Below are 21,961 nucleotides of genomic sequence, written 5' to 3'. Positions count from 1 at the left end.
CTCGGGTGGAGGGAACGCGCTCAGGGGTGGGCCAGCGAGGGGCAGTCATTGCTTCAGGGCCTCCTGCGCGGCCACGATGGCCTCGCGCACGCGCTGGGGCGAGGTGCCGCCGTAGCTGGCGCGGTTCTTCACGCTTGCCTGCACGGTCAGGGCCTGCGCGACCTGGGCGTTCAGCAGCGGGTGGGCGGCCCGCAGCTCCTCGTCCGTGAGTTCCCACAACTGCCGCCCGGAGCGCGAGGCCACGCCGACCAGCCCGCCCACGACCTCGTGCGCCTCGCGGAAGGGCACGCCCTGCCGGGCGAGGAAGTCCGCGACATCGGTGGCGGTGCTGTAGCCGCGCGCGGCGGCCGCCTGCGTGGCCTGGGCGTGCCACACGGTCTTGGGCAGCATCTCGGCATACAGGCGCAGCACGATGGACACGGTGTCGTAACTGTCGAACACACCCTCCTTGTCCTCCTGCAAGTCCTTGTTGTAGGCCAGGGGCGTGCCCTTCACGACCGTCAGCAGGCCCATCAGGTTCCCGAACACGCGGCCCGCCTTGCCGCGCGCGAGTTCGGACACGTCCGGGTTCTTCTTCTGCGGCATGATGCTGCTGCCCGTGGTGTGGCTGTCCGGCAGGGTCAGGAAGCCGAACTCGAAGGTCGAGTACAGGATCAGTTCCTCGCTCAGGCGCGACAGGTGCGCCGACAGGATCGCGCACGCACTCAGGAACTCCAGCGCGAAATCGCGGCTGCCCACGCCGTCCAGCGAGTTCGCCGTCGGGCGCGCGAAGCCCAGCGCCGAAGCCGTCGCGTGGCGGTCGATCGGCCAGGGCGTGCCCGCCAACGCGGAACTTCCCAGCGGCGATTCATCCATGCGCTCGGCCGCGTCCCGGAAGCGGCCCTCGTCGCGCTCCAACATGGCGACATAGGCCATGAACCAGTGGCTCAGCAGGATCGGCTGCGCCACCTGAAGGTGCGTGTACCCCGGCAGGATCACCTCGTCCGCCAGGTGCTTCTGTGCCTCCGCGAGCATCACGGCGCGCAGGACCCGCGTCTTGTCGGCCAGATCGAGGGCCGCTTCCTTCGTGAACAGCCGGAAGTCCACCGCCACCTGATCGTTCCGGCTCCTGGCCGTGTGCAACTTGCCCGCCACCGGCCCGATCCGGTCACGGAGGGCCGCCTCGACGTTCATGTGCACGTCCTCGCGATCCAGCCGCCACTCGAAGGTTCCGGCCCGGATGTCCGCCAGCACGGTCTTCAGACCGGCCGTGATCTGCGCGACCTCGGCCGCGTCCAGAATGCCGACCTGCCCCAGCATCGCCACGTGCGCCAGGCTGCCTCGGATGTCCTGCTCGGCCAGCCGCTGATCGAAGCCCACCGACGCGTTGAACAGCTCCACGAGGCCGTCGGTGGCCTCCGCAAAGCGGCCCCCCCAGAGTTTCTTGTCCTGCGTTTGATTGGTCATTGGGTGGCGTCCTCGGATCGTGGTGACGACCCCTCGGCCCTGACTGGGGCACCAGAGATGGGTTTGACCAGCACCACGGGCGGCGGGCTGGACGGATTCGCGTGGGCGTAGGTGTCGTCCGTGACGACATAACCGAGCTTCTCGTAGAAGGGCAGCACGTCGAGGTTGAACAGCGAGACGGCGAGGAGCACGCGCCCGTAGCCGCCTGCCCGGGCCACGTGCTCGACCTGCCGGACCAGGGCGCGGCCCAGGCCGGTGCCTCGCGCTTCGGGGCGGGTGGCGAGCTTGTTCAGGGTCAGGGTGTCCTGGCTGTCCGGGCGGTAGCCGACGCAGCCGAAGGCCTCCTCACCACCGCCGACCGCCAGGAAGCCGCCCGCGCCGGGACTGAACAGCGAACGCTCCAGATCCAGCGGTGTGGTGCGGCTCCAGCTGCTGCGGGGATCCATGCCGGCGGCCATCATCACGGCGTGGAAGGCGGGGATGTCGCCCAGGTTCACGGGGCGCAGCGCCGCAGTGAGGGTCATGCGGTCACCTCCGGGATGAGGAGTTTCAGCTCGGCCTGCGGCACGAAGCCCAGGCGTTCGTACGTGGGCCGGCCGGCGTCGGAGGCAGTGAGGGTGACGATGTTCACGCCCCGCGCGCGGCACTCGTCCAGCGCGGCTTCCACCAGCCGGCGGGCCAGCGCGTGCCCCCGGTGCTCGGGGTCGACATATACGTTCAGCAGGTAAGCGCGCACCAGCGAGTCCGTGTCGGCGTTCGGAGGGAAGTCGTTCCACAGGAGGCCCGCTCCGGCCACGACCTCTCCCCCGGACTCAATCAGGAAGCCGGTGTACGCCCCGCTGGCCAGCATCCGGCGGTGCCACGCCACGCCCGCCTCGTGGACGCGCGCGAGCCCGGCCACGTCACTGCCCATCTCGGTGAACATCGCCGTGCGCTGGGCCTGGATCAGGGCTGCGTCCGGCACGCCAGCGGGGCGCAGGGTGTAGCCGGCGGAAAGGGTCATGGGCCCACCCGTTCGCGGATCTGCTCGAGGTGCTTGTGCAGGTGCGTGTCGTAGTGCGTGAGGAGCTGCGCCAGGGTCATGGGCTGGCCGCCGTTCAGCGTGCCGACCGTGGCAGTATGCGTCATGGCGGCCTCCGGGAGCCGCTGGGCGAACCATGCGAGGTGCAGGTTGTACGCGTGCCAGAGGGACAGCACTTCCGTCCAGGGCCGACCCTGCCAGTCCTCGGCGGCCATCCAGGCGTTCTGGTTCCAGGTGGGGAAGGTCAGGCCGTCCTCGCCGCTGATGCGTGCCCAGCGGGCGTGGTTGTTGCAGGCGCTGTCGATCAGGTGGCCGAGCACCTGTTTGGGACTCCACACGCCGGGCGCGGGGCGGCGGCTGACCTGCGCCTCGCTCAGTCCGGCCAGCCATGCGTGAATGGCGTCCACGTCGGCGCGGTTCACGGGGTCACCCGCGCCGGAATCTGGGCCAGGTGATGCAGCTGGTGGCGCACGTAGTCGTCCGCAACGTGGCGCAGGGTGACCGGATCACCGCCGCCTAGGCTCAGCGTATGGTCGAGGCTGGCGGCGGGCAAGCCGTCGATGACGTGGGCGATCTGCGTCTGATAGGCGACCCACAGGCCCAGGACATCCGCCCACGGGCGCTCCTGATACCCACCGGCGGCCACCCAGGCGTTCTGGTCGTAACCGGGCAGGCTCAGACCGTCCTCGGCTGCCACGCGAACGAAGCGCGGGTGGTTGTTCACGCCGCTGTCGATCAGGTGGCCCAGGATCTGCTTGGCGCTCCAGACTTCGGGCCCGGGCCGGCTGGACGCCTGGACGTCCGTCAGGGCCTGCAGGTAAGGACGCTGATCCGCGATGATCTGGGCGAGCGTCGGCACGCTCAGACCTTCGCGGGTTGCTGGTCGGTCGGCGCGTCGGCCTTGGCCTTCACGCGGGCCTGGACGCGCATCCGTAGGGCGTTGAGTTTGATGAACGCGCCCGCGTCGTGCTGGTTGTAGTCGCCGCCCGCCTCGAAGGACACGAGATCCTTGTCGTACAGACTCTGGGGGGCCTTGCGGCCCACGACGGTGACGCTCCCCCGGTACAGCTTCAGGCGGGCCGTGCCGGTCACGCTGGACGCCACATGGTCGAAGTAGACCTGCAGCGCCTCGCGTTCGGGAGCGAACCAGAAGCCGTTGTACACGAGTTCCGCGTACTTCGGCCCCAGGGCGTCGCGCTGGTGCAGCACCTCGCGGTCGAGCGTCAGGCTTTCCACGGCGCGGCGCGCGTGGTACAGCACGCTGCCGCCGGGCGTCTCGTACACACCACGGGATTTCATGCCCACGAAGCGGTTCTCGACCAGATCCAGCCGTCCCACGCCGTGCTTCCCGCCCAGCTCATTGGCCCTCTGGAGCAGTGCGGCGGGGCTCAGCTTCTCACCGTTAATGGCGATGGGATTCCCGGCCTCGAACTCGATCTCCACGTACTCGGGCTCACTGGGAGCCTCGGTCGGATCGACGGTCAGTTTGAACATGTGCGCGGGCGGCTCGGCCCACGGATCTTCGAGAATGCCGCCCTCGTAGCTGATGTGCAGCAGGTTCGCGTCGGTGCTCCAGGGGTCTTTCTTGGTGGTGGGCACGGGAATGCCGTGCTCGCGGGCAAAGACTTCCAGATCTGCGCGGCCCTGGAACTCCCAGTCGCGCCAGGGAGCCACCGTCACGATGTCGGGGTTCAGGGCGTAGGCGGTCATCTCGAAACGCACCTGATCGTTGCCCTTGCCGGTCGCGCCGTGTGACACGGCCACCGCACCTTCCTTCTCGGCGATCTCGACCATCTTCCTGGCGATCAGGGGCCGGGCGATGGAGGTGCCGAGCAGGTAGTAGCCCTCGTACAGCGCCGAGGAGCGGAACATGGGGAACACGTAGTCGCGCACGAATTCCTCGCGCAGATCCAGCGCGTAGGCGGCCACGGCCCCGGTGTTCAGCGCCTTCACGCGGGCCTCCTCGACCTCGTCGCCCTGGCCCAGGTCGGCGGTGAAGCACACCACGTCGTAATTGCGCTCGGTCTGCAGCCACTTGAGGATGATGCTGGTGTCCAGGCCGCCGCTGTACGCGAGGACGATCTTGTCTTTGGCGGTTGGGGTCGGCTCGGTGTTCGTCATGGCGGTATTCTCCCAGATGGTGTGTGAGGCGGCTTTATGGCAGCACAACGCCCGGCGCGACCGGAGCGGCTCCTTCTCACGGGAAGGGCCGGTGGATCAGCGTCGGGCGTTGAAGGTCAACATCGTCTCTGTATGTGTATACACTTCAGCGCATAGCTATGCAAGCCAGCGGTTCGGACAGGGGCTCGCCGGATCAGCTCTTGTGTGACACACAGGGCTTCGACGGACTGCAGAAATACAGGCGCAGACCTCACGCTGATCCGCGGAAGCCCACAGTGTGATCGGTACGGCTGAAGCCCGCTGAACGCTCACGACATCAAAAACCGCCCCAAACAACCTGGGGCGGAGAGGAACGCGCGGCTTAGCGGAAGCGGTAGTTGAGGCCCAGGCGCGTACCGTAGCCGAAGCCGAAGGTCGTGGCCGAGCCCACACCCACGCGCGCGCCGAGGCTGCCTTCCACGAAGATGCTGAACGGATCGCTGATCGCGAAGTTCAGGCCCAGGATGCCGTGCGGGTAGACGGCCACGCCGGTCGAGGCCCCCAGGGACACGTAGGCCCCCAGGCCCACCCCGTAGTAGGGCGTGAAGCCGCCCATGTCGCCGCCGAAGTCGTTCAGGTAGGCGACGTCGCCCCCAACCGCCAGCGAGCCACCGGAGAACAGGTTCACGAGATCGAGGTTCACGGAGTAGCGCAGTGAGGACGCGCTGGAAAGATCCTGCACGTACTGCAGGCCGTTGCTGGTGCCGACGTGTACCCCGAACTTGTCAGCGGCAGCGGTGGAGGTCGTGGCGGCGGTCGCGAGGGCCAGCAGGATAAGCATCTTTCTCATAATGTGGAGCATAACCCTTTTGTTCCTGGCCCCCTTTGTACTTCAAGGAATGCTAAGTGCTGCGCTGGACGCCAGCCGGTCGAGCGCCCGCCCGATGTCGTCGCGGGACTTGCAGAAGGCCACGCGCAGCAGTCCGGGTGGAACGGCGTGCTGCGCGTAGAAGGCCTCGCCGGGTATCACGGCCACGCCCGCCCGCTCGACCAGCAGTTCGGCCGACCACTGCGGGTGCAGGGCGGTCAGGAAGTACGTGCCGCGCGGCGTGAAGACCGTGGCCCCCAGGTCGCGCAGCCCGCCCGCGAGCAGGTTCATGCGCGCCCCGTACTCGGCCCGCAGACCCGCGTAGAAGTCCTCGGCGCGGGCCTGGGGCAGCGCGGCGGCCACCGCCGCCTGAAGTGGCGTGGGCGAGCAGAACGAGCCCTGCTGGCGGATGCCGGCGACCATGCCAGAGAGCCCCGGCGGGCACGCGATCCAGCCGACCCGCCAGCCGGTCGCTTCCAGCCGCTTGCCCGCGCTGCCGACCGTGAACGTCCGTTCCGGTGCGAGGGTTCGCAGGCCCACGGGCCGCTCGCCGAAGTACAGCTCGTCGTACACCTCGTCGCTGACGATCCACAGGTCGTGCTCGCGGGCCAGGACGACGATCTGGTCGAGTTGCGCGGCGCCGAAGACCGTGCCGGTCGGGTTGTACGGGCTGTTCAGCAGCAGTGCCCGCGTGCGCGGCGTGACGGCGGCTCCCAGCGCCTTCAGGTCGAGCGACCACCCGGACACCGGATCGAGGGTCATGGGCACCGTGACCGCGTCTGCGCCCGCCAGCCGCGCCTGCGGGATGTACACGTCGAACACGGGTTCGAGCATCAGCACTTCGTCGCCCGGCCCGTACAGCGACAGGGCCAGCACATTCAGCGCCTCAGTTGCGCCGGTCGTGATGACGATGTCGGCGCCGTCCACGCCCAGGTCTGCGCCCACGGCGTCCCGCAGAGCGGGCAGCCCGGCCGGGGCCGAATACTGATCCACGGTGCCCACCGCGCGCCGGGCCGCGTCCAGCAGGAAGGCAGGCGGCGTGTCGGCCGGGAAGCCCTGGCCGAGGTTCACCGCGCCGTGCTGCGCGGCCAGGCGGCTCATGCGGGCGAACACACTTTCCTGTGAGGCAAGGGCGCGCGGCAGTAGCTGTGGCATCCCCGCAGTGTGAACCCGAACCCGCCCGGTCACCCAGGGCGGGTCAGACGACCTGCGCCCTGAACCGTCCTCCAACCACCCGCAGGTACGCTGCGTGGGCACCACACGCCCACCCAGCCCTGCCACCCCCGCCTGGAGGAACGCCCATGTTCAAGCTCACGGTTCTGTACGGCACCCCTACCGACGCCGTTACCTTCGACACGTACTACCACGGCACGCACATCCCGCTCGTCGACAAGATCCCCGGCCTGAAACGCACGGAGGTCGCGCGGGTGGTCGGCACTCCAGACGGCAGCGCCAGCCCCTACCACCTGCTCACGGAACTGTATTTCGACGATCTGGCCGCGTTGCAGAGCGGCATGGGTGGCCCCGAGGGGCAGGCCGCGGCCGGGGACATCCCGAATTTCGCCACCGGCGGGGTCACGCTGCTGGTGAGCGAGGTGCTGGGCCGTTAAGCGGCTGCGCGCTGCTCGGCCGCCGAGCGCACCAGCAGCACCACGCCCAGGCCGATCAGTGCCCCCAGCACCGTCTCGACCGCGCGGGCCAGCAGGATCGGCCCGGCCGGAGCCGGATGCCCCAGCGTGGTCAGCAGCAGGGCCAGCGGCGTGACGAACAGCAGCGTCAGGCTGTAGTTGCGCGCCGCGAACAGCTCAGCCAGGAATTGCAGCAGCACCACCGCGACCACCTTCGCCCAGACAGGCAGGCCCAGCGCAAGCAGTGGCGCCGCCACCAGCACGCCCAGCAGGGTGCCCACCATGCGTTCCAGCGCGCGCTGCACCCGCCCGCGCTGATCCTGCGCGGAGATCGGCGCGACCGCCGCCACCATCGCCCACGGCGTGTGCCCCAGGCCGATCAGCACGCCCGCTACGCCGCCCAGACCGGCCGCGATCAGGTGCCGCAGGCCGTGCCATGCCAGATCCTCCTCGCTCAGGCGGTTGGGAGGCGGGGCCGCCAGTTCGTTCGGCCGCACCCGCTCGGAGAACAGCGCGCCCACCACACCCAGTCCCACCGACAGGGCCGCGCTGCCCGCCGCGACGCCCAGCGCCAGCGCAAACGGCGGCGGTGGCGTGCTCGCCGCCGTGGTCACCGCGAACACGAAGAACAGCGATCCGGCCGGACGCAATCCCAGCGCCGCCGCCAGCACCGCACCCACACCCGCCGCCAGCGCGCCGGCCAGCGCCACGCCCCACGGCCCGGTGCCCGCCTGCGCCAGCGCCCACCCGGCGCTCAGGCAGGCCAGCAGCAGCGCCGCGCTGACCACTTGGTGCCGCAGCCGCGTGCCCAGCGGCTCGTGCCGGGCGTAGATGCCCGTGAAGGCCGCAAAGGCCGCGTACACGATCAGGTTCAGGTGGCCCAGCCCGAGCAGCAGCACCAGCGGCACGGCCACGCCCAGCGCGATCCGGCCGGCCGGCAGGTGATCCCGGTGCGCCGGGCCGAGCGTCAGGAAAGGCCGCGCCACACCGGCCAGCTGACTCCGCACTCCCGACTCCTGGTCGCGCCGCTTCATCCGGCCGCAGTCTAGGCGGGGCGACCGGACTCGGCGCTGGGGTCTTCTGCCCGCCCAGCCCGCGCGAGCAGGCCCAGCGTGGGCAGCCGCACCAGCGCGGCCAGAACCAGCGCGGCGCGCACGCCCCACACATTCCCGGCCAGTCCGAAGAGCGGCCCGAAACTCACCTGGCCCAGCGCGTCGGCCTGCGCCGCGAAGGAATTCACTGTGGCCCGCGAGTCTGGCGGGAGGCCCTGGTTCAGCCACGCGCTGTACAGCGGCGAGTACAGGCCTCGCAGCACGCCGTGAAGCAGCAGCGCCCCGACAGCCCAGCCGAAACCCGGCGCCCATGCGAACGCCAGCAGGGCCACCACCGAACCCGCCAGCACGGCCCGCAGGGTGCGCGCCACCTGCCGCGCGTCCGCGAGCTTCACCCGCCGCCGCAGGGGCTCGATCAGCAGCCACCCCAGCACCGCGCCCATCAGGCTCAGGGCCACGAACCAGTCGGAGGTACTCAGGCCGCCGGGCAGACCGGTACCGCGGATCAGCAGGAACTCGTGCAGGCGGTCGACGGCCTCGGTACTCGCGCCGTACAGCGCGGCGGCCACGATCAACGCCGTCAGCAGGGCGCTGCCCCGCACCACCCGAACCCCGGCCACCAGCGGAGCCCGCAGCGACGCCCAGGTGTGACGCCCCTTACGCGGAGCAGGTTGGAACCCGCGTTCGGGCATCCGCAGAGCCAGGTAGGCTCCCACCAGCAGCGCGGCCCCGCCACCCGCCAGGATCGCGGCGGCGGGGCCGCCCCAGCGCGCCAGCCCGGCCGCGCCCAGCACACCGACCATGCCTGCCACGCGCCCGTACTGGCCGCCCAGCAGCAGCGCGCTGCCCAGATGCTCCTCGCCCAGCTCGTCGGCCAGCCACGCCTCCTGCGCGCCGCTCAGGCAGGTGTAGCCGGCCGCACTCACGACCTGCGCGGCCAGCAGCACGCCGAACACCGGAAACGCCCCCACCAGCAGCAGTCCCACGCCCAGCAGCGCACACCCCACCACGATCGACAGCCGCCGCGAGTAGACGTCTGCCAGGACGCCCGTGGGAACCTCCAGCACGAACGCCGAGCCCTCCAGCGCCGCGCCGATCAAGAGCAGTTCCAGCGGGTTCAGGCCCACCGTCTGCACGAAATACACGCCCTGCAAGGTGAACGCCAGGGCGAAGGCGAAGGCCAGACCGGCCTCCATGACCAGAAAAACCTGCAACGGGTGATGGGAACGCATCATTCGTGACCTCGGGACAGCGGGCGGGCCCCATACTCACGGCACACCCGGCAGGGGAACCAGTTCCGGACGACTTCCCTCCACGCACCCTGCAGGCACACGGCCCCGGCGCGCCACCGGGGCACGCTGCGGACGGCAGGAGTGGAGGTCAGTTCAGGATTGACATGGTCGATCACGTCCCGAGGACAGGACACCCCCAGCGTAAGCCAGGAACCGCCGCCCGGCATCGGCCACATGGCGCAGCGCCGGGAGCACCACACGCGGGAAAGCACGGATTGCATAACCATGCATACACCGCTCACGCCCCAGCCCGTCATCCGTGACATACTCCCTTTCTGGAATGCCCAAGCGTACTGACCTGAACACGATCCTTATCCTCGGCAGCGGGCCCATCCAGATCGGGCAGGCGGCCGAGTTCGACTATTCGGGCACGCAGGCCCTGAAGGCCCTCAAGAAGGAGGGCTACCGCGTGGTGCTGGTGAACTCCAACCCCGCGACGATCATGACCGATCCCGACCTGGCGGACGCGACGTACCTGGAGCCGCTGACGCCGGCGTTCGTGGAGCGCGTAATTGCCAAGGAGAAGCCCGATGCGCTGCTGCCCACGCTGGGCGGGCAGACGGCCCTGAACCTGGCGATGGATCTGCACGAGCAGGGTGTGCTGGAGAAGTACGGTGTGGAACTGATCGGCGCGGGCGTCGAGGCGATCAAGAAGGGAGAGGACCGCGAGCTGTTCCAGGCGGCCATGAAGAAGATCGGCGTGGAGACGGCGCGCGGGAAGATGATGCACTCCATGGACGAGGCGGTGGAGTACCAGAAGGAGATCGGCCTGCCCATCGTGATCCGGCCGAGCTTCACGCTGGGCGGCACTGGCGGCGGCATCGCGCACACCTACGAGGACTTCCTGGCGATCACAGAGGGTGGCCTGCGCGACAGCCCGGTGACCAGCGTGCTGCTGGAAGAAAGCATCCTGGGGTGGAAGGAGTACGAGCTGGAGGTCATGCGTGACACGGCCGACACGGTCGTGATCATCACCTCCATCGAGAACTTCGACCCGATGGGCGTGCACACCGGCGACTCGATCACCGTGGCTCCCGCGCAGACGCTGAGCGACGTGGAGTACCAGCGCCTGCGCGACCAGTCCCTGGCCATCATCCGGGAGATCGGGGTGGACACGGGCGGCAGCAACATCCAGTTCGCCGTGAACCCGCGGGACGGCCGCGTGATCGTGATCGAGATGAACCCCCGCGTGAGCCGCTCCTCTGCGCTGGCGAGCAAGGCCACCGGCTTCCCGATCGCGAAGATCGCCGCGCTGCTGGCAGTCGGGTACCACCTGGACGAACTGAAGAACGACATCACCCGCATTACCCCGGCGTCGTTCGAGCCGAGCATCGACTACGTGGTCACGAAGATCCCGCGCTTCGCGTTCGAGAAGTTCCCCGGCAGCAGCGACGCGCTGGGCACGCAGATGCGCTCGGTGGGCGAGGTCATGGCGATCGGCCGGACGTTCAAGGAATCCCTGCAGAAGGCCATGCGCTCGGTGGAGTCCGACGTGCGCGGCGCGTTCGCGGCCATGAGCATGGACGAGCTGCGCGGCCTGCTGTACGGCAATCCCCGCCGGCTGGAGGCTGTGCTGGAGCTTCTGCGCCGGGGCGAGAGCGTGGGGGCGCTGTTCGACGCCACGAAGATCGACCCGTGGTTCCTGGGGCAGCTCAAGGAGATCACGGACGCGGAGAAGGAACTCCTCGACCTCGGCCCGATTGCCGAGTGGAAGTACGAACTGTGGCGCGAGGTCAAACGCCTGGGCTTTTCTGACGCACGGATTGGCGAGATCGTCGGGCTGAGCGAGTTGCAGGTGCGCGACATCCGCAAGGCGGCCAAGGCGCTTCCGGTGTACAAGACGGTGGACACCTGCGCCGCCGAGTTCGAGGCGCACACGCCGTACCACTACTCCACCTACGAGTGGGAGGACGAAGTCACCGCTACCGAGAAACCCAAGGTCGTGATCCTGGGGAGCGGCCCCAACCGGATCGGGCAGGGCGTGGAGTTCGACTACGCCACCGTGCACGCCGTGTGGGCGCTGCAAGAAGCGGGGTACGAGACCATCATGGTCAACTCGAACCCCGAGACGGTCAGCACCGACTACGACACCGCCGACCGCCTGTACTTCGAGCCGCTGACCTTCGAGGACGTCATGAACATCGTCGAGCACGAGAAGCCGGTCGGCGTGATCGTGCAGCTCGGCGGGCAGACGCCGCTGAAACTCGCCCGCCGCCTCGCGGAAGCCGGAGCGCCCATTATCGGTACCAGCGTGGACGCCATCGACGAGGCCGAAGACCGCGCCTCCTTCAACGCCCTGTGCGAACGCCTGGGCCTGCCGCAACCCAGGGGCAAGGTCGCGCAGACGCCGGATCAGGCCGCCGCGCTCGCCACAGAACTCGGCTTTCCGCTGATGGCCCGGCCCAGCTACGTCCTCGGGGGCCGCGCCATGCGCACGGTGCGCAGCATGGACGAACTGACCACGTACCTGTCCGAGGTGTACGCCGCCGTCGAGGGACAGCCCAGCATCCTCCTCGACCAGTTCCTGGAAGGCGCGCTGGAACTCGACGTGGACACCCTCTGCGACGGCCACCGTGCCGTCGTCATGGGCATCATGGAGCACATCGAGGCCGCCGGCATCCACAGCGGCGACAGCGCGTGCATCCTCCCGCCCGTGAACCTGAGCGCTGACCTGCTGGCCCGCGTGAAAGCCGACACGGAACGCCTCGCGCTGGAACTCGGCGTGCGTGGCCTGATGAACGTCCAGTGGGCCGTCAAGGACGACGTCGCGTACATCCTGGAAGCCAACCCGCGCGCCAGCCGCACCGTTCCGTTCGTGTCCAAGGCCGTGAACCACCCGCTCGCCAAGAGCGCCGCGCGGATTGCCGTGGGGCACACCCTCGACCAGATCGGCGTGTTCGAGACGCCCACGCCGCAGATGTACTCCGTGAAGGAAGTGCACCTGCCGTTCCTGAAATTCGCGGGCGTGATCCCTACCCTCGGCCCCGAGATGAAGAGCACCGGCGAGAGCATGGGCATCGACACCGACCCGTACCGCGCGTTCTACCGCGCGCAGATCGGCGCGAAAAGCAACGTGCCCACCAGCGGCACCGCCCTGCTGCTCGGTGACGGCCTGGACGACGTGGCCGCCAGCCTGGAAGGCACTGGCCTGACCGTCATCCGCACCCAGGACGGCGACAAACTCCCTGACCTGCTGATCGACGTGACGGGCAGCCGCCTGCTGCGCACTGCGCTGGAACGTGGCGTGCCGATCGTCAGCACCCGCGAAGCCGCCGAGTGGACGGCCAAGGCTATCGCCGCCGCCAAAGGAGCAGCGCTGGGCGTGACGAGTTTGCAGGAGTGGGTCGCGGACTGATACCAGGCGGAGCCAACGAAACACTCCTGCCTTGAGCGGGTGTCGTCCACGACTCATCCTGCTCCTCCGCACTCTGGCGTATTGCCGATTCCCTGTCGGCGCGGCAGCATCAGGCTCTCGCAACTGGCAGTTCAGGGGGGCAGCATGGACAGACCGCTGGCAGACAGGGTGGCGCTGGTCACGGGGGCAGCCGGGGCGTAGGCCGCGGCGTGGCGCTGGGGCTGGGGGAAGCAGGGGCGGGCGGGGGGTTGGGCGCAGGGATGAGTGATGGTTGCTGGAAGGCTAAACATCGGATTCAACCTGAGTCAGCCTCCGCTTCGGCTTTTGCCGGGGTGGGGCTGGGGTGTACAGGAAAATGCCCAGCCTCACTTCAGGCTGGGCACGTGCGGTGGGTGGGCGTTCAGGGTTTGAAGACGTAGGCGTAGGGAACGTAGCCCGGCTGGTCGGCCGTGCGAACCCACAGGGTACCGTCGGACGACACGCTGCGAAGGGTGCCACTGCCGCTCAGGAAGATGGCGGGCACGCGCTTGACGACCTGGGCGGTCAGTGGGTTGTACAGCACCCACTCCTTGTAGTACAGGTCGCCGTCCACGTGGGCAATTTCCAGCCAGTGGCGGCCGGTGGCGTCCACGCCGACCACCTCGAACTCCTTGACGGTCACGCCGTCGATGACCACGTCGTACGACGTGACCTTGGCGGTGGCGGGATCGTAGACGGCCAGACGGTAGGGCACGCTTTTGGGCAGCCACAGCTTGCCGCTCCGTCCGAAGGCCGGAAGGTACGTGTTGATGCCGGGCAGCGTGAGGGTCTGCCGGGCCAGGGTGTCGGCGTTGATGCTGACCAGTTGCGTGGTGCCGCCCGCCTGCGTGTACCCCCACACGTGCGTGCCGTCCACGTCCAGCAGCCGGTCATTGTCCCCGCCGGGAACGTTGCTGTAGGTGTTCGTGGCGTACTCCAGGCGCTGAATGTTGAAGTACCACACCCAGCCACGGCCTTTACTGTCGAAGTACATATCATCGCCACGGCAGCCGGAGAATCCACGAGGGTCTGTCTTGACCGTGGCCGTGCCGGTCAGGGCGTCGAAGCGCACCTGGGGGGAACTCTCATCCCAGATCCCGCCATCGTCACCGGCGGTCAGGCCGCTGCACTCGAACCCGGTACGGCTGAACGCGTCATACGTGCCGTCCGGGTGCTGGCGCACCATGCCCTGGCCGACCGAGTACCACAGGTTTCCACTGGCGTCGGCCGCCATGACACCGGTGCCCTCGACCATGCGGATGGCGGGCGGCATGATGGCCAGCACGGCGCGTTTGGTGATCACGTACCCGTCGGCGAGCTGCTCGCCCTTCACAGTGACCGCGTAATTCCCGACCGGAACGGTCGTGCCGGGCTTGAGGCTGAAGGTGACGGTCATGGACTGGTTTGGCGTGAGACTCAAGGTCTGGGGCGTCACGGACAGATTGGCGGGGAGGTCGGTGACGCTTACCTTGACATCGCCACGGTAGGCCTGCGTGTACAGCTGAACGGGCCACGTGGTCGTCATGGTCTGCGGGGCGACGACGGTGTAGACGTCGAACGCCAGTTGCGGAATAGTCAGCACGAGGTGGCCGAGTGTGCCGCCGCCAACATCCACACCATTTCTGGTGGCCTGGATGTTCAGGTCACCGTCGAAGGCAGCGGCCGTGTCGGTCGCGGTGAGGGTCAGGGTGGTGTCCACCTTCTGGGCATGCAGCGCGGCGCTGGACAGGTGCGCGCCCACGCGGCTGGCGTCCGTCACGGCCTGCTTGCCGACCGTGTCCGGCAGGTCGATGTCAGCGGGGGTGACCTCCAGTCCGCCCGCGTTCGTGCTCAGGTGGATGCGGCCACTGATGCCGCCATCCTGGAAGATGTGCACCGGCACGGCGACAGACGCGCCCCGTTTCAGGGTCAACGGCGTGGAGGTCACGGGCACGACCAGCACGTGATCGTCATTTTTCGTGAAGTGCAGGGTGACGGTCGCGCCGGCGGGGACATTCACGATCCGGACGGTCTGCGTGGCGGCGTCCACGGTGCCCTGGAGGACGTTCCAGCCCTGCTGCATGCTGGCATCGAGATCCAGCGTCTCCCCACGGGCGGTGCAGGACGCGGTGCCCTTGAGGGTCCCGGCGCTGGTCGCGTAGATGTGCAGGAAGCCGGTGTTGGCGGGCGCGGCGTCCTCGAAGATGCGGCCCAGCAGGTCGCCCTGCGTGGAGAACACCTGGAAGGCCGCGAGGTCGTACGTGGCCGCGCCGCCCTGAAAGCCGCTGGACAGGGTGCAGCCGTCCAGCATGCTCCTGGTCAGGGGAATAGTGGGCAGCTTCGAGTGGAGGGTGCCGCTGCCGGGAATGAGCGCTGGGGTCATGTCGGAGTACGTGGCGCTGTAGACGAAGCGCGACGCGACGAAGGTCGACGTGTACGGCCACCCGGTCAGCTGTCCGCTCAGGTACTCCGCTTCAGGAGCGGTGCCGCTGCCGGGTAGGGTGCTGGGGGGCGGATCGACGATGGGAGGCGGGGTGCCTCCACCACACGCCACGAGTCCAGCCGTGAATGCCAAGGAGACGAAAGTTCGGAACAGTTGTTTCATGGGATGCTCACACTGTAGAACTGAACCCCTCGTCCGGGAGGCGCAACTGCGTGTTCTCCTTGGGCATCACACCCGACCTTCTCCCCTGCGGGTGTCCGACCTTCGCCCGTGGCGCCAGGAGCATGCACAGAGTGCAATGGGGGTGTGAAAAAAGTTCTCCTGACGGTGGCCCTCAGCCTGGGCCTGGCATGGGCAGCAGCGGCAGTGCGAACAGTCGAGGTGCTGGACGCTTCAGGGCAGGTCGTAGCGACCGGGGCGCTGAGCGGGCACCTGAACGTGACCGGCAGCCTGAGTGCAGCGCGGACGGTGCGGGTGAGCACGACCGTAAACGGCGTGACGACCGTGCAGACCTTCACGCTGGCGGGGCCGATCACGGCGCGGGAACCGGAGGCTGAACGCCTGGGCGTCAGCGTGAACGGGCACGTGCTGACGCTGGAGTCGGCGGTGCAGGGGCAGGACACCCAGGCGCGGGACAGCCGGGCCAGGGATGGAGCGGATGACGGCGCGAACCACGATGCCGGGGATGATCACGGCGCGTCGGGCGGTCACGGGGTGGACGATGGTGCGGCGCATGATGCGGGCGGCAGCCATGATGCCGGAGATGATCATGGTGGCGGTAGCGGCGGTGGACGCGGCAGCCACGACGGCAGCGGGCATCACTGACAGGGAAATCGCAATGCGGAGCAGGCACCGCTTCCCTGGACACGTCATTCGGGAAGCGGTGCCTGCTCCGTTCGGGTCAGTTGGTGGGGCAGTTCTTGGCGCTCTGGGCCTTGGTCAGGTCGGCGGTGCGGGCATCGACCTTAGTGATCACGTCGCGGTTATCCATCTCGTTCACGACCGCGCCGGGCCAGAAGAACAGCACGAACAGGACGTTCTCTTTGCTCACGCCGCTCTTGCTGGTCGCTTCTTCGCGAACCTTGGCGAGCTTGGCGAGTTCGTCCTTGATCTCGGTGCAGCTCATGTCCGCGACGGGTTTCTGCGCAGCAGACGAGTACTTGGGCGCGCACGAGGCGAGCGTCAGGGAGGCGAGCAGCGTCAGGCCCAAGGCAAAGTTTTTCATATGCTGCTCATGGTACGGGCGAGAAGGTGCAGAGGAAACCACAAGTGAGTTCCAGGCCACCATTTGCCTGGACAACAGCGCATTTCAGATTGTCTCTGCGGCAGTCGGTGCGGTTGTGCAAGTGACGTCCACACGATGAATCGCACACTCTACCCACCCCGAGATGTAGGTCTTCTACGGCCGGCTGCCTCTCGCCCTTACCCACCGGTTCGCATGGAATTCTCAGAGGAGGCTCATGGCGGGTCATGGTGGGCGTGTCACGCTGGCGTCATGAGACAACTCATGAAGACTGGACTGCTGGGCCTCACGTTGCTGGGGCTGGGAACGGGCATGGCGGACGCTGCGACGGCTTACACGAATACGGGGGCGAACCTGCGCCGGGGGCCGACAACGGACGCGCCGGTGCTGCGTGTAGTCCCCGGCGGTACGCTGCTCACGGTGGCCTGCGTGGGCCAGTGGTGCCGGACGTCCTACCAGGGTCGTGGAGGGTACGTATCGCGGTCGGTGCTGCGTGCCTTCACGAGCAGCGCGCCAGTGTCCGGGGTGTTCTACGCGAGTTGCGCGGTCATGCGCGCGCAGGGCAAGGCGCCGCTGAAGATTGGGCAGATCGGGTACCGCACGGGTCTGGATTCCAACCGCAACGGCGTGGCCTGCGATCAGGGCGACCGCCAGCGCTGACGCCCGGTGGTGGCTGGGTGGGGAGGATGGCGTACGCTCCCTAACTTCGTTTTTTAAAGTGGTTTAGAATGGATGCATGACCGCTTTCACTGCCTCTGCTCCGGATAAGTTGCGCGTCGACATCTGGTCGGACATCGCGTGCCCATGGTGCTACATCGGCAAACGCCGTCTGGAAACGGCCCTCGCGGACTTCCCACAGGCCGCGCAGGTAGAGGTCGTGTGGCACTCCTTCGAACTCGATCCCGGTGCGCCGCTGGACACCCCGCAGAGCATGGCGCAGCTGCTGGCCAGCAAGTACGGTCGCAGCGTTCCCGAGGCGCAGGGTATGATCGATTCCATGACCGCCACGGCCGACGCCGATGGCCTGACCTACGACCTGAACGGCGCGCACCGCACGAACACCTTCCTGGCGCACCAGCTGCTCCACCACGCCGCCGGGCACGGGCTCCAGGGCCCCATGAAGGAACGCCTGCTGCGCGCCTACATGACCGAGCGTGAGCACGTGGGCCAGATCGACACGCTGGTGCGCCTCGCACAGGAGGTTGGGCTGGATGCCGCCGAGGTTCGCACGGCGCTGGAAACGGGCGTGCACGCGAACGCCGTCCGGCAGGACGAGGCGCAGGCCCACGCGCTGGGGATCAGCGGCGTGCCCTTCTTCGTGCTGGGCGGCAAGTACGGCGTGAGCGGCGCGCAGAGCCCCGAGGTGCTGCGCGGCGCCCTGGATCAGGTCTGGGCCGAGACGCATCCTGCCCCCCTGGTGCGCCTGGACCTCCCGGTGGCCGAAGGTTGCGAGGACGGCTCCTGCGACGTGCCGCTGCCCGTGACCGCCAGCCGCTGAGCAATCCACATCGGGCCTGACAGCGCGGGATTCCCCGTGGATGTCAGGCCCGATATCCGTCGTCGCTCAGGCGGGGTCGGGCGTCAGGCTGCCGCTGGGCGCGCCGCCATCGTCGCTTCCCCGCGCCGCGCTCTCCAGCGGGGGCAGGGTGCCACCGGCCAGGACGAGTTGCAATTCCTCGCCGCTGAGGGATTCACGGGCGATCAGGTCGTCCGTCAGGCGGTGCAGGATGTGCGCGTGTTCGGCCAGCAGGGTCACGGCCCGCTCGTACTGCCCATTCAGGATGCGGCCCAGTTCCACGTCGATCTGCGCAGCTGTGTGGTCGCTGTAGTTGCCCTGCTGCGCGCCGTACCCGAGGTAATTGCCGTTGTCCTGCGCCAACGCGAGCTGCCCGACCTCGCTCATCCCCCACTCGGTGATCATGCGCCGGGCGATGTTGGTGGCCTTCTGGAAGTCGTTGGCGGCTCCGGTCGTGACCTGCCCGGTGGCGACCTGTTCGGCCGCGTGCCCGGCAAGAGCCACGCAGATCAGGTCGAGCAGGGCGCTGCGGGTGTGGTGCATACGGTCTTCAGGCGTGTACAGCGCCGAGCCCAGGCTTCGGCCCCGCGGCACGATGGTCAGCTTGTGCGCCTTGTCCGCGTGCGGCAGCAGTTGAGCGGCGAGGGCGTGGCCGACCTCGTGATAGGCGGTGACCTTGCGGTCGGCTTCCCGGACCACCAGACTGCGGCGTTCCGGCCCCATCAACACCCGGTCTCTGGCCTCGTCCACATCCCGCCCCGTGATCCGGCTGCGTCCACTGCGCGCCGCCAGCAGCGCCGCTTCGTTCAGCAGGTTCTCCAGATCCGCTCCCACCATCCCGGCCGTCCGCCGGGCGATCACACCCAGATCCACGCTGGCATCCAGCGGCTTCTTGCGGGCGTGGATGCGCAGGATCATCTCCCGCCCCCGCACGTCGGGGGCGTCCACCACCACCTGCCGGTCAAATCTCCCCGGACGCAGCAATGCGGCGTCCAGCACGTCGGGTCGGTTGGTGGCCGCCAGGATGATGACCTCCTGTCCCGACCCGAAGCCGTCCATCTCAACCAGCAACTGGTTGAGGGTCTGTTCGCGTTCGTCGTTGCCACCCTGGAGGGAGATGCCACGCTTGCGGCCGACGGCGTCGATCTCGTCGATGAAGACGATGCAGGGCGCGCTTTTGCGCGCCTGCTCGAACAGGTCGCGCACGCGGGCGGCGCCGACGCCGACGAACATCTCGACGAAGTCGGAGCCGGAGATGGAGAAGTAGGGAACTTTGGCTTCACCGGCGACGGCCTTGGCGAGGAGGGTCTTGCCACTCCCGGGGGGGCCGACGAGGAGGACACCGTGGGGAATGCGGGCACCGAGGGCGTGGTAGCGGTCGGGCTGGCGCAGGAAGTCGACGACTTCCTGCAGGTCGGCCTTGGCCTCGTCACAGCCGGCGACGTCCTGGAAGGTGAGCTTGATCTGCCCTTCTGCGATCACCGCCGCCTTCGACTTCCCGAACGTGCCGGCCGCGTCCGTGCCGCCGCCCTGGCGGCTGCGGAGCAGCAGAATGACCAGCCCCACGATCAGGGCCAGGGTCAGCAGGATGCTCAGCACGCTCAGCAGGCTCAGCCGGGCGGGCGGCAGGTAGGACACGTTCACACCTGCCGCCTGCAGCGCGTCGAGTTTCACAACAGGATCGCTCGATAACGTGCGCGTCTCGTAGTCCTGGCCGTCCTTGAGCTTGCCGCTCAGGGCCAGGATGCCGTTCTGGTAGGTCACGCGGGCGTCGGCCACTTCGCCTCGGTGCAGGGCGGTCGTGAAGTCCGTGAGGTTCAGGCCGTTGCCCGCGTTCCGCGGCAGGCTCAGGGCCAACACCAGCAGCAGCGCCGCTCCGGCCAGCAGTCCCCAGATCCACAGCGGACGTTTCACGAGGGGACGTCCCCACACTCAGTCATGCTCCAGTGTATGCCTGCGCGCGCCCTCCCAACTGCGACGGATGCCCCCACACGGGGGCCTTCGGCGACCCGGCATTCCGCAGACGGCCCTTCACGGTTCGTTCCCGCAGTGGGGTGAAGCGGGTGGACGGGACATTTCGGGCAGAAACCTGTCAGGTTAGGCCGTCATACTCGGCTGCATGCTCTTCCCCGCCCGCCACACCACGCTCCACGCGCATCGGCGCCGAAGTCCGTCCCTCCTGACCGCGCTGTCCCTGCTGATGCCGCCTGCTCTGGGCGGCACTGCGTTGCCAGCGGCAAGCGCGCTGCTGATCACGGCCGCCCTCACGAACACAGGAGGCGCGCAGGCGGCGCAAATGACGGCCGGTTCCGTGCAGCTGACCTTCACGGTGGATCAGCTTCCCGTGTACGTGAACGGTGACACCAGCCAGTGGACGACCCCCCCCCGCCTGGTCGCCGGACGCGCCATGCTGCCCCTGCGGGAAACGGGCGTGCTGCTGGGCCGTCCGATCGGCAGGGCCGACAGCGGCCAGCCGGGCGCCGTGCAACTCGGCCGCCTGGTCGTGGACACCCGCAGCGGCGCGGCCACCCTGGGCGGCGTGGCCCAGCCGGACGGAACGGTGACTACGCTGGGCGGCGTGCTGTACGTCAGCGCCCGCACCCTGGCCGACACCCTGAACGCCAACCTGGTCGCCGCCGACGACTCCGGGCGCACCCTGACCCTGACCTCGCTGCGGGACGGCGGGAATCCCCTGAGCCCGCAGGCGCGCTTTTCCACCGACAAGAACGTGTACGCGCCCGGCGAGCGAATCGTGTACACCGAGTACGCCTTCGATCCGGACGGCGCCGACCTCACCGCCCGCAAATGGACCGGGCGGCAGGACGTGTACTTCCAGCCGGGCACGTACACGGTGGGCCTGACGGTCACGAACAGCCGGGGGCTGCAGAGCGCGCCCTTCACGCGCACCATCACGGTGCAGGGCGATCCCATCGACACGCCCCTAACCTACGCCCTGAAGTACGCGCTGCCCGGCGACGCCTTCCCGGACGCGCAGGTGCTCACGTATCCGTCGGCGCTGCCCACGCCGGTCACGGGGGATACCGCGCCCCTGATCTTCAGCGACAGCCCGGAAGTGCCCACGCAGAGCGGCGTGCTGTACCAGGACACCGTCACCGGCCGGGCGCGGCTGCTGGCGTACCACCTCAACGGCCTGGGTCGCCCGGCGCGGCTGTACGTGCTGGCCCGCAACCTCGACGACCGCCCGGTGGACATCCTCACGAACCGTGTGGGCGAGACCGCGCCCACGCGCATCGAGGGCACCCTGGGGCAGGTCACGCTGATGGAGTACTTCGCGTCGACTGGTGGAACGACCCTGACCCTCGCGCCCGGCCAGACGGCGGCCGTGTACGCCAGCCCCACCCTGAACGCCGGGAGCGGCGTGAACGTGATGCAGGACCTGACGGCGAACGGCCGCGTGGAACTGACGGTGCTGATGCTGGAGGACACCCTGCCGCCGACCGCACAAGTCGCCCAGCAGCTTCCCTACCTGAAGCCCGATGGCCGGCATGTTCGCGGCACCTTCCCGGATGCCGTGCGGCACCTGCGCGTCACGCTGGGCGCCCTCCCGACCCGCATCACCATCGGAGACGGGCAGCTCGACCCGGCCCTGACCGGCACCGACGCCCTGACCGGACAGCCCGTGAAGCTCAGCGGAAACTACGGCGTGCTGTACGACCTGCAGGTGGACGGGGCGGCCGGCAGCGCAGTGGCCCTGAGCCCGCGCGGCGGCCTGTACCGGGGCGCCATGAACATCACGGACGGGCCGATCGTGCAGGCCATCAAGCTCCCGCGCGTGGGCACCGCCCTGAACGCCAGCGCCCCCACCCTGATGTGGCGCGCGAACGCCGACCACCTGAACATCGACTTCGTGCCGGCCAGCGGCTCGAATCTGCCGATCAGCCTGGTCTTCTACCGTGCTCAGAGCCTGCCCGGCTGGGGCGGCGTGCTCAAGACCTACCAGCCGTAACGCAACCGAATTACGAAACCGTCGTCCAGTCCC

At 68.6% G+C, this 21,961-nt stretch carries 19 protein-coding genes; 6 read left to right on the top strand and 13 right to left on the bottom strand.

What is annotated here, in order from left to right:
- Positions 1–45: 45 nt before the first annotated feature.
- From argH to E7T09_RS17370, 8 genes are all read right to left on the bottom strand, one after another.
- The gene (argH, locus tag E7T09_RS17405) at positions 46–1,446 is read right to left on the bottom strand and encodes an argininosuccinate lyase (protein WP_136390458.1); all 1,401 of its coding nucleotides are present in this window, start codon (positions 1,444–1,446) and stop codon (positions 46–48) included.
- On the bottom strand, positions 1,443–1,970 hold the full coding sequence (locus E7T09_RS17400; RefSeq protein WP_136390457.1) for a GNAT family N-acetyltransferase: 528 nt from the start codon (positions 1,968–1,970) through the stop codon (positions 1,443–1,445). Before E7T09_RS17400 ends, argH begins: the two co-directional genes overlap by 4 nt.
- Positions 1,967–2,449, bottom strand: a complete 483-nt coding sequence (locus E7T09_RS17395) for a GNAT family N-acetyltransferase (RefSeq protein WP_240741862.1) — start codon at positions 2,447–2,449, stop codon at positions 1,967–1,969. The genes E7T09_RS17400 and E7T09_RS17395 overlap by 4 nt, the downstream gene beginning before the upstream one ends.
- Complete coding sequence (locus tag E7T09_RS17390) at positions 2,446–2,889, bottom strand: DinB family protein (protein WP_136390456.1); 444 nt, start codon at positions 2,887–2,889, stop codon at positions 2,446–2,448. Before E7T09_RS17390 ends, E7T09_RS17395 begins: the two co-directional genes overlap by 4 nt.
- Entirely contained in the window at positions 2,886–3,326 is a 441-nt protein-coding gene (locus tag E7T09_RS17385; RefSeq protein ID WP_136390455.1) for a DinB family protein, read from the bottom strand. The genes E7T09_RS17390 and E7T09_RS17385 overlap by 4 nt, the downstream gene beginning before the upstream one ends.
- Positions 3,327–3,328: 2 nt before the next feature.
- Positions 3,329–4,588: an argininosuccinate synthase gene (locus E7T09_RS17380; protein ID WP_136390454.1), complete on the bottom strand. Its 1,260-nt coding sequence runs from the start codon at positions 4,586–4,588 to the stop codon at positions 3,329–3,331.
- Positions 4,589–4,949: 361 nt separating this feature from the next.
- The gene (locus tag E7T09_RS17375) at positions 4,950–5,417 is read right to left on the bottom strand and encodes a hypothetical protein (protein WP_136390453.1); all 468 of its coding nucleotides are present in this window, start codon (positions 5,415–5,417) and stop codon (positions 4,950–4,952) included.
- Between the two features lie 42 nt (positions 5,418–5,459).
- Positions 5,460–6,590 (bottom strand): pyridoxal phosphate-dependent aminotransferase, encoded by a 1,131-nt coding sequence (locus E7T09_RS17370; protein WP_136390452.1) that lies wholly within the window; start codon positions 6,588–6,590, stop codon positions 5,460–5,462.
- Between the two features lie 146 nt (positions 6,591–6,736).
- Here E7T09_RS17370 and E7T09_RS17365 point away from each other — a divergent pair, with 146 nt between their 5' ends.
- Entirely contained in the window at positions 6,737–7,045 is a 309-nt protein-coding gene (locus E7T09_RS17365; protein ID WP_136390451.1) for an EthD family reductase, read from the top strand.
- Here the strand turns inward: E7T09_RS17365 and E7T09_RS17360 are convergent.
- Together E7T09_RS17360 and E7T09_RS17355 are read right to left on the bottom strand one after the other, a co-directional pair.
- Positions 7,042–8,097 (bottom strand): FUSC family protein, encoded by a 1,056-nt coding sequence (locus E7T09_RS17360; RefSeq protein ID WP_136390450.1) that lies wholly within the window; start codon positions 8,095–8,097, stop codon positions 7,042–7,044. The two genes, E7T09_RS17365 and E7T09_RS17360, sit on opposite strands and share 4 nt — an antisense overlap.
- 11 nt (positions 8,098–8,108) lie before the next feature.
- Positions 8,109–9,350, bottom strand: coding sequence for an MFS transporter (locus E7T09_RS17355; protein ID WP_136390449.1), 1,242 nt, complete (start codon positions 9,348–9,350; stop codon positions 8,109–8,111).
- Positions 9,351–9,687: 337 nt separating this feature from the next.
- Between E7T09_RS17355 and carB the strand changes: the two genes are divergently transcribed.
- Positions 9,688–12,762: a carbamoyl-phosphate synthase large subunit gene (gene carB / locus E7T09_RS17350; protein WP_136390448.1), complete on the top strand. Its 3,075-nt coding sequence runs from the start codon at positions 9,688–9,690 to the stop codon at positions 12,760–12,762.
- A 400-nt stretch (positions 12,763–13,162) separates the two neighbouring features.
- Here carB and E7T09_RS17340 read toward each other — a convergent pair whose 3' ends face one another.
- Positions 13,163–15,364, bottom strand: coding sequence for a hypothetical protein (locus E7T09_RS17340; RefSeq protein WP_136390447.1), 2,202 nt, complete (start codon positions 15,362–15,364; stop codon positions 13,163–13,165).
- 144 nt (positions 15,365–15,508) lie between these two features.
- Between E7T09_RS17340 and E7T09_RS17335 the strand changes: the two genes are divergently transcribed.
- Positions 15,509–16,027, top strand: a complete 519-nt coding sequence (locus tag E7T09_RS17335; protein ID WP_136390446.1) for a hypothetical protein — start codon at positions 15,509–15,511, stop codon at positions 16,025–16,027.
- 76 nt (positions 16,028–16,103) lie between these two features.
- Here E7T09_RS17335 and E7T09_RS17330 read toward each other — a convergent pair whose 3' ends face one another.
- Positions 16,104–16,427 (bottom strand): hypothetical protein, encoded by a 324-nt coding sequence (locus E7T09_RS17330; RefSeq protein WP_136390445.1) that lies wholly within the window; start codon positions 16,425–16,427, stop codon positions 16,104–16,106.
- 270 nt (positions 16,428–16,697) lie between these two features.
- Between E7T09_RS17330 and E7T09_RS17325 the strand changes: the two genes are divergently transcribed.
- Together E7T09_RS17325 and E7T09_RS17320 are read left to right on the top strand one after the other, a co-directional pair.
- The gene (locus tag E7T09_RS17325; RefSeq protein WP_136390444.1) at positions 16,698–17,105 is read left to right on the top strand and encodes an excalibur calcium-binding domain-containing protein; all 408 of its coding nucleotides are present in this window, start codon (positions 16,698–16,700) and stop codon (positions 17,103–17,105) included.
- A 76-nt stretch (positions 17,106–17,181) separates the two neighbouring features.
- Positions 17,182–17,943 carry a DsbA family oxidoreductase gene (locus tag E7T09_RS17320; protein WP_136390443.1) on the top strand — a complete coding sequence of 254 codons (762 nt, stop codon included), beginning with the start codon at positions 17,182–17,184 and terminating at the stop codon, positions 17,941–17,943.
- Positions 17,944–18,009: 66 nt separating this feature from the next.
- Here the strand turns inward: E7T09_RS17320 and ftsH are convergent, their stop codons facing one another.
- The gene (ftsH, locus tag E7T09_RS17315; RefSeq protein WP_168734913.1) at positions 18,010–19,875 is read right to left on the bottom strand and encodes an ATP-dependent zinc metalloprotease FtsH; all 1,866 of its coding nucleotides are present in this window, start codon (positions 19,873–19,875) and stop codon (positions 18,010–18,012) included.
- Positions 19,876–20,080: 205 nt separating this feature from the next.
- Here ftsH and E7T09_RS17310 point away from each other — a divergent pair, with 205 nt between their 5' ends.
- Positions 20,081–21,928, top strand: coding sequence for a copper amine oxidase N-terminal domain-containing protein (locus E7T09_RS17310; protein WP_370294046.1), 1,848 nt, complete (start codon positions 20,081–20,083; stop codon positions 21,926–21,928).
- Positions 21,929–21,961 lie beyond the last annotated feature (33 nt).

It is taken from the genome of Deinococcus sp. KSM4-11 (assembly GCF_004801415.1).
Taxonomy (GTDB): Bacteria; Deinococcota; Deinococci; order Deinococcales; family Deinococcaceae; genus Deinococcus.
Note: the sequence above shows the minus strand (reverse complement) of the source record. Positions and strands in the feature narration are given on the sequence as shown.

Coding starts and splice junctions, on each gene's coding strand:
- E7T09_RS17340 (WP_136390447.1), bottom strand. CDS start 15,364: ATGAAACAACTGTTCCGAACTTTCGTCTCCTTGGCATTCACGGCTGGA.
- E7T09_RS17370 (WP_136390452.1), bottom strand. CDS start 6,590: ATGCCACAGCTACTGCCGCGCGCCCTTGCCTCACAGGAAAGTGTGTTC.
- argH (WP_136390458.1), bottom strand. CDS start 1,446: ATGACCAATCAAACGCAGGACAAGAAACTCTGGGGGGGCCGCTTTGCG.
- carB (WP_136390448.1), top strand. CDS start 9,688: ATGCCCAAGCGTACTGACCTGAACACGATCCTTATCCTCGGCAGCGGG.
- E7T09_RS17400 (WP_136390457.1), bottom strand. CDS start 1,970: ATGACCCTCACTGCGGCGCTGCGCCCCGTGAACCTGGGCGACATCCCC.
- E7T09_RS17380 (WP_136390454.1), bottom strand. CDS start 4,588: ATGACGAACACCGAGCCGACCCCAACCGCCAAAGACAAGATCGTCCTC.
- E7T09_RS17320 (WP_136390443.1), top strand. CDS start 17,182: ATGACCGCTTTCACTGCCTCTGCTCCGGATAAGTTGCGCGTCGACATC.
- E7T09_RS17310 (WP_370294046.1), top strand. CDS start 20,081: ATGCTCTTCCCCGCCCGCCACACCACGCTCCACGCGCATCGGCGCCGA.
- E7T09_RS17365 (WP_136390451.1), top strand. CDS start 6,737: ATGTTCAAGCTCACGGTTCTGTACGGCACCCCTACCGACGCCGTTACC.
- E7T09_RS17360 (WP_136390450.1), bottom strand. CDS start 8,097: ATGAAGCGGCGCGACCAGGAGTCGGGAGTGCGGAGTCAGCTGGCCGGT.
- E7T09_RS17395 (WP_240741862.1), bottom strand. CDS start 2,449: ATGACCCTTTCCGCCGGCTACACCCTGCGCCCCGCTGGCGTGCCGGAC.
- E7T09_RS17375 (WP_136390453.1), bottom strand. CDS start 5,417: ATGAGAAAGATGCTTATCCTGCTGGCCCTCGCGACCGCCGCCACGACC.
- E7T09_RS17325 (WP_136390444.1), top strand. CDS start 16,698: ATGAGACAACTCATGAAGACTGGACTGCTGGGCCTCACGTTGCTGGGG.
- E7T09_RS17355 (WP_136390449.1), bottom strand. CDS start 9,350: ATGATGCGTTCCCATCACCCGTTGCAGGTTTTTCTGGTCATGGAGGCC.
- E7T09_RS17330 (WP_136390445.1), bottom strand. CDS start 16,427: ATGAAAAACTTTGCCTTGGGCCTGACGCTGCTCGCCTCCCTGACGCTC.